The organism is Cellulomonas sp. P5_C6 (assembly GCF_054049635.1).
Genome location: NZ_JBFULZ010000212.1, coordinates 1 through 6,757, shown reverse-complemented (window position 1 = coordinate 6,757; position 6,757 = coordinate 1). Strand labels below are relative to the sequence as shown.

Below are 6,757 nucleotides of genomic sequence, written 5' to 3'. Positions count from 1 at the left end.
GCCCGGCGCGCCGGCCGGCAGCCCGTCGCGCAGCGCGGCCCACAGCGCCAGGTGCCCGCCCGCCGAGTGCCCGACGTACGCGACCGAGCCGAGGTCGACCCGCTCCTGCAGCGCGACCTCGAGGGCGTCCACGACGGCCGCGACGTCGACGAACGTCGTCGGCCAGCCGCCTCCCGCGCCGACCCGGCGGTACTCGACGTTGGCGACCGCGTACCCCTGCGCGGTCAGCGCGTCGGCCACCGCGCGCACGTGCAGCCGGTCGAACGCGGCGCGCCAGAAGCCGCCGTGCAGGAGGACGACGAGGGGCGGCCGCTCGCTCGTCGTCGGAAAGGTCAGGTCGACCACCTGGTCGGGCAGGGGTCCGTAGCGGACGGTCTCGATCGAGGGCACGCGGGGACAGTACCCAGGCGGTGCGGCAGAGTGGCGGCATGGACGACAAGGAGATGCTGCACACGTACCTGCGGGCCCAGCGCGACAGCCTGCTGAGCAAGCTCGACGGGCTGGGGGAGTACGACGTCCGCCGGCCCATGACGAGCACCGGCACCAACCTGCTCGGCATCGTCAAGCACGTGGCCAGCGTGGAGATCGGCTACCTGGGCGACGTGTTCGGCCGGCCGTCGGGCCGCGAGCTGCCGTGGTTCGCCGAGGACGCCGAGATGAACGCGGACATGTGGGCGCCGGCCGACCAGTCGCGCGAGGAGATCGTCGAGCTGCACCGCTTCTCGGCGGCGCACGCCGACGCCACCATCGACGCGCTGCCCCTGGACGCGCCCGGGGAGGTCGCCTGGTGGTCGCCGGAGAAGCGCCACGTGACGCTGCACCGGATCCTCGTGCACATGTGCGTCGAGACGGCCCGGCACGCCGGCCACGCCGACATCGTCCGCGAGCTCATCGACGGCGCGGTCGGCAGCCGGCCCGACGACCCGAACATCCCCGACGAGGACTGGCCGGCCTACCGGGCGCGGCTCGAGGCGTCGGCCCGGGCGGCCGAGGCCGCCGCTACGCGTCCGTGAACAGGCACGTGATGACGAAGCGGACGGGCTTGTCGAACGTGTAGGTGCGGTCGCCCTCGTTCGCGTCGCCCAGGTCGCTGACGAAGTACGTCGCCCCGGTCCTGATGACGACGAAGGCCACCGGCGACGGCTTGGTGTACGCGCGCACCCCGTGGCCGACGGCCGCCTTGCTGCAGTCGTACACGCCGCCGTACTCCCAGGTCGTGGGGTCGGCGGACGGGTCGCGGTGGCACGCGGCCGCGGGCGACGCACCGGCGAGAAGAGCGCCGCCCGCGAGCACCGCGGCGGTGAGTGACGTGCGTAGACCTGCCATGAGCTGCCCCCTGGGGAAACGACGGGCACCGCGCTGGTCGCGGTGTCCGGTTTGTCCACGCTAGGACGGGCGCGGCGACCCGGAGAAGGATGATCCTCGACGTTCACCCGGCGCGCGTCGCGACCGGCGCATCCTCCGATGCCTGCACGACCCGCCGCGCCCGGCGCAGCAGCCGGATCGCGAGGAGCGCGAGCGGGATGTTGACCATCGCCGGCACGCCGACCCAGTACGAGGCCGTGAGCAGCGCATACGTAGCCCACAGGCACTCCGTGACGAGCAGGACGACCTGCGTGGCGATCGAGATGCCGGCGAGCCCCACCGCGTCACGCCGCAGGTTCCACAGGCGCACGGCCTGCGGCCACCACAGGGTCAGGGAGCCGACCGAGGCCAGCAACCCGACGTACTCCACCTGAGTGCCCATGTAGCTCAGGGGGGCTCGGCGGGCTCGGAGATACCTCCGGTCAGGCGGGCGCCGGCGGTTCGGTGGCGCGGCGCGCGGGCGTCATGAGGATCCCGATGCTGATCACCAGCACCCAGACCGGGAACACCAGCTGGGCCCACTTGTACGTGCCCGCGACGACCAGCAGCACGAGCGCGACCGCGTACCCCGTGAAGGCGATCCCACGATGGACGGACGCCGTGCGCAGCACGACGGTGCTCACCGAGAGCGTGAAGACGGCCGCCATCCGCATGGCGTACACGGACACGAGCGTCTCGGTGGTGCCGCGGCCGAACGTCCAGAGGCCGGCGTCGAGGGACGCGCCCGGCACCATCTGCATCAGCGTGCTGGCGGTGACCGCGCCCTGGAAGAGCATCGCCAGGAACAGCAGGCCGCTGCCGAGGAACACCGTCGAGAACAGCCGGTCCTCGACGTCCCCCAGCTGGTCCCGCACGACCCCGATGAACCAGAGGAACGCGATCCCGGCGAACGGGACGAGGTTGAGGCTGATCCGGACCAGCGTGCGGCGGGTGGGACTCAGCTCCGCCGTCTCGAGGTTGCCGCCCGAGATCGCCAGCCGGAGCATCACCAGCGCCGCGATGAGCAGCACGGCGAAGACGATGCCGGCCACCGCGGCGGACCGGCGCGTGCGCCATCGGCGGGCCACGAGCACGGGCGCGGGTGTCGTCATGCAGGCCATCCTGACAGGCCCGACGGCTGCACGGTCGTCGGGTGGTGTCAGGGGGTGTCGAAGGCGTCGATGTCGAGGTTGTCGCTGGTCAGGCCGTGGCTGGTGCCGTCGAACAGGGTGGTCCAGGTGCCGGCGTTGTTGGCGATGATGTCTTCGTCCTGGGTGGTGCCCAGGGTGGGGACGGTGGTGGTGGGGGTGGAGAAGGACAGCAGGTAGTGGGTGGCGTCGCGTCGGACGTAGCCGTCGACGTTGGTGGCGGCGGGTAGTCCGATCGCGGTGGCGTCGATGACGCGGGCGTAGCTGGTGCCGTTCCAGGAGTAGATGTCGGCGTCGTCGGCGGTGCCGGTGACSCCGGGTGGGTTGGTGTTGCCCAGGGTGGAGAAGTACAGGGTGGTGCCGACGATGCTGATGGCGTCGAGGTCGAGGTTGGCCACGGTCAGGCCGTGGGCGGTGCCGTTGAAGAACACGGACCAGGTGCCGGCGTTGTAGTAGACGACGTCTTCGTCCTGGACGGTGCCGAGGTTGGGGATGGCGACGTCGCCGGCGAAGGACAGGTAGAAGTGGGTGGTGTCGATCCAGTCGAGGCCGTCGACGTTGGCGCCGGTGGGCAGGGTCAGGGTGGCGGTGACGTCGCGGGTGCGGGTGTAGGTGGTGCCGTTCCAGGTGTACAGGTCGGCGTCGTCGGCGGTGCCCGTGACCCCGGGGGGGTTGGTGTTGCCGAAGGTGGACAGCACGACGGGGGTGCGYACGTTCACGGTGGTGGCGGTGGTGGACCAGTTGCCGGCGGTGTCGCGGGTGCGCACGCTCAGGGGGTAGGCGCCTTCGTTCCAGGTGGTGACGTCGATGCTGGTGGTCAGGGTGTAGGGGCCGGTGCCGGTGATGGTCATGGGGGTGGCCTGGCCGAGKCCGGGGTCGGTGCCGCGGAACCATTCGGCGCGGGTCAGGGTGGAGGTGTCGGTGGCGGTGCCGGTCAAGGTGATGGTGGTGGCGCCGAGGGTGGGGTTCGGGGTGGCGGTCAGGGCGGAGATCACGGGGCGGACCTTGTCCACGACCAGGGTCCCGGTGGCGAACGGTCCCCAGTTCCCGGCCGCGTCCCTGCCGTGCACCGAGATCGTGTGCGACCCGTTCGCCAACGCCGCCACCGGGATCGTCGCGTCGACGGACCCGGCGGAGCCGACGACGAGGGGCGTCCCCGTGCCGTCGGTGCCGACGTTGTCGAGGTAGTACTCGGCGTCGGTGACGACCGAGCCGCCGGTGGCGACGTCGTCGACCACGGCGTGCAGGGCGACGTCCACGGTGCCGTTGGTCGGCGACCCGGTCAGCGTCAGGGCGCTCGTCGTGGGACCGGTCACGTCGGTGCCGGGCGGGATCGTCACCGTGAGGGCGAGCGCGGAGGTCTTGGTGGTGGCCCCGGCGGTGGCGGAGACGACGAGCGGGTACGCGCCCGGCGGCAGCGTCGGCGACAGGTTCAGGGCCAGCTCGGACGTGCCCGAGCCGCCGACGAGGACCGGCGGGGTGAACGTCCAGGAGGCCTGGGCGGCGCTCACCCCGGACAGGGCGAGCGTGACGTCGTCGTCGAACCCGTTCACGGGTGACACCCGGACCGTGACGGTGGCGGTGGAGCCGCGGTCCGCGCTCGTCGCGGACGGGTCGACCGCGACGGTGAGGTCGGGCTGGCTCAGCAGCCACTGGTACGCGGCCGCCACGTCGAGCCGCCCGGCGCCGTAGGCCGGGTCCGGCCCGACGGGTCCGAGGTCGACCGCGGTGCCGGTCAGGGCGGCACGCTGCTGCTCGACCGGGAGCCCCGGTATCGCCCCGAGCAGCAGCGCGAGCGCCCCCGCCGCGTGCGGGGCCGACATCGAGGTCCCCGTGGCGAGCTGGTACAGGCCGTACCGGTCGGTGGTGAGCACGTCGACGCCCGGTGCGACCAGGTCCGGGAAGGTCGACGCCCGGCCGCCGCACGTCGACGGTCCGCGGCTGCCGGCCGAGTAGACGAGGTCGTCCCCGCTGACGGCGCCGACCGCGAGCGACTCGGGATAGTTGGCGGGGCTGACGCTGCTCGAGTCGCCGGGGCCGAAGTTGCCGGCGGCGAACACCGGCAGGATGCCGGCCGCGTGCAAGGCCTGGACGTCGGGCTGGAAGGAGAGGTCGCAGCCGGGTCCCGCGCCGATCGACCAGGAGCCGTTGACCACCTGCGGGGCGTCGGCCGTGCTCGGGTCGTGGTCCGGGTCGAGCAGCCACTGGAACGCCTGGTGCAGCGCCGTCGAGGTGGCGGCGCCGCGGTCGTTGAAGATCCGGGCCGCGATCCAGGTGGCGCCCGGGGCCATGCCGATCGAGGACCCGCCCGCGTCGCCGCCGAGGATCACGCCGGTCGTCGCGGTGCCGTGGCCGGTGACGTCCGTGGGCGTGGTGGGGTGCTCGCCGTACGGGTCGAACCAGCTGTTGGTCCCGCCGCGCCACCGCCCCGCGAGGTCGGGGTGCGCGAGGTCGACCCCGCTGTCCAGCGTGGCGACCACGACTCCCTGGCCGGTCTGCCCGAGGTCCCACAGGGCCGGGGCGTGGACGGCGGCGACGTTGGGCTCCGGCGGTCCGGCGGCGGGGACCACGACGATCTCGTCGGGCGTGACGGCCGCGACGTCGGGGCGCGCGGCGAGGGCGGCGATGACGGCGGGCGTCGCGGTGACCGAGAGGGCGTCGACGATCCACAGCGGGGTCACGTCGGCGACCTCGCCCTGGGCCGCGCGCGTGCGGAGCATGCTCCGGATGGGCGCCTGCGCGGTGGTGGCGCGGGCCTGCAGCGCGGCGACCACGGTGCGCAGGCGCGCCGCACGGGTGGCGCCGCGGACGTCGGACAGGTCGGCCCGGGCCCGCAGGGTGACCACCACGGAGGTCATCCCGCCCGTCGCCGGCACYGCCGCCGGGGCCGCGGTGGGTGCCAGGACGAGCGCGAGGAGGACCGCGACGACCGCGGCGACGCGCCTCATCGCGGGCCTCCGGCGCTCGAGTCGACGAGCGGCTCAGAACCGGTCGGCGCATCGAGGTCCGTCCGTCGACGCGCACGGACGACCGCGCCGGCCGTGCCGACGAGCAGCAGGAGCGCCAGGMCGGTCGTCGCGAGCTCGAGCGGTCCCGCGCGGTCCGGCGCAGGCTCGGCGACCGTCCACGCGACCTGGGTCACCGTGATCGGGAGGTCGCCGCGCTGCACGGCGACCACGGCCGTCCAGTCGCCGGGCGTCGGGGCGGTGGTCTCGGCCTCGTACCGGCCCGGCTCGACGGGGTCGAGCACGGCGCGGGTCGCCCCGCCCGGTCCCTCGAGCAGCACCTCGACGGCGCTGACCGGGGCGGGCTCGGGCTTGAGGGTCGAGCGCAGCCGCACGACGAGCCGGCTGGTGGTCGGCCCGGCGGGCACCAGCTCGAACGTGACGAACAGCCCGTCGGTGTTGGCGGCGTGCACGGTGGTGTCCCGGGTGGCCGAGGCGACCTCGCGCGACGTCGGCACCGACGTGAGCACGGCCGCCGCGCCGACCGCTGCGACCAGGACCAGCACCTCGGCCGCCACCAGCACGGGGAACCGGCGCAGGGGGACCGGGGTCCAGCCGGTCGGGCGGCGCAGGGCCCGGCCGACGGGCGCTGCGAGGTCCGGGTTCACCAGCAACGTGTTGATCCCCGCCAGCGCCAGCGCGGCGGCGAGCAGTGCCACCTTGACCGCGACCGCGCCGCCGTAGACGGTCGTCGGCACCGACCCGAGGGAGGGGACGTGCCGGCCCGCCTCGTAGAGGCCGGTGGCGACCAGGACCCCGGCGGCGACCGCCGCTACGGGGCTGAACGCCCGGAACGCCGAGGCCACGAGCTCGCCCCTCGCGACGGTGTCCCGACGCATCAGCGGCACCAGGCAGACCGCCAGCACGGCCAGGCCGCCGGCCCAGACGCCGGCCGCGACGAGGTGACCCGCCGAGGCGACCGCCGCCGGGACGGAGCGGACCGGGAGCGTGGCGGCGTGCCCCGCCACGGCCTCGAGACCCACCACGGCCGCCATCGCCACGACGGCCACCCGGACCGCCCGCGGGGACCCGTCTCGCGTGCCCGCCCACCGCCACAGCACGACGGCGGCGACCACGAGCGCGAGCTCCCGGGCCAGCCAGAGGTGACCCCACGGGGTCCCGACCAGCAGGTCCCGGGCGGCCCCGAGGCGGAAGCCGGGGGAGTCGCCGGCGCCGTGCGCGAGCAGCAGCACGGGGGTCAGCGCGCCCGAGAGCACGGCCACCGCGGCCCCCGCCGCGGCGAGCACCCGGGCCGCGCGC

The 6,757-nt window shown here is 74.4% G+C and carries 7 protein-coding genes; 1 reads left to right on the top strand and 6 read right to left on the bottom strand.

Annotation, left to right across the window (positions count from 1 at the left end; genetic code table 11):
* On the bottom strand, positions 1-390 hold a 390-nt coding region (locus ACXJKG_RS18090; RefSeq protein WP_456847131.1), incomplete at its 3' end, for an alpha/beta hydrolase family protein.
* 38 nt (positions 391-428) lie between these two features.
* Between ACXJKG_RS18090 and ACXJKG_RS18085 the strand changes: the two genes are divergently transcribed.
* Complete coding sequence (locus ACXJKG_RS18085) at positions 429-1,013, top strand: DinB family protein (protein ID WP_456847130.1); 585 nt, start codon at positions 429-431, stop codon at positions 1,011-1,013.
* Here the strand turns inward: ACXJKG_RS18085 and ACXJKG_RS18080 are convergent.
* The 5 genes from ACXJKG_RS18080 to ACXJKG_RS18060 form a co-directional block, all read right to left on the bottom strand.
* Positions 1,000-1,326 carry a hypothetical protein gene (locus ACXJKG_RS18080; RefSeq protein ID WP_456847129.1) on the bottom strand — a complete coding sequence of 109 codons (327 nt, stop codon included), beginning with the start codon at positions 1,324-1,326 and terminating at the stop codon, positions 1,000-1,002. The two genes, ACXJKG_RS18085 and ACXJKG_RS18080, sit on opposite strands and share 14 nt — an antisense overlap.
* Positions 1,327-1,429: 103 nt before the next feature.
* Positions 1,430-1,747, bottom strand: coding sequence for a hypothetical protein (locus ACXJKG_RS18075; RefSeq protein WP_456847128.1), 318 nt, complete (start codon positions 1,745-1,747; stop codon positions 1,430-1,432).
* A gap of 40 nt (positions 1,748-1,787) precedes the next feature.
* Complete coding sequence (locus ACXJKG_RS18070; protein ID WP_456847127.1) at positions 1,788-2,456, bottom strand: hypothetical protein; 669 nt, start codon at positions 2,454-2,456, stop codon at positions 1,788-1,790.
* Between the two features lie 47 nt (positions 2,457-2,503).
* Positions 2,504-5,440, bottom strand: coding sequence for a S8 family serine peptidase (locus ACXJKG_RS18065; RefSeq protein WP_456847126.1), 2,937 nt, complete (start codon positions 5,438-5,440; stop codon positions 2,504-2,506).
* The coding region (locus ACXJKG_RS18060; protein WP_456847125.1) for a CopD family protein at positions 5,437-6,757 on the bottom strand (1,321 nt) is incomplete at its 5' end. The genes ACXJKG_RS18060 and ACXJKG_RS18065, both read right to left, overlap by 4 nt.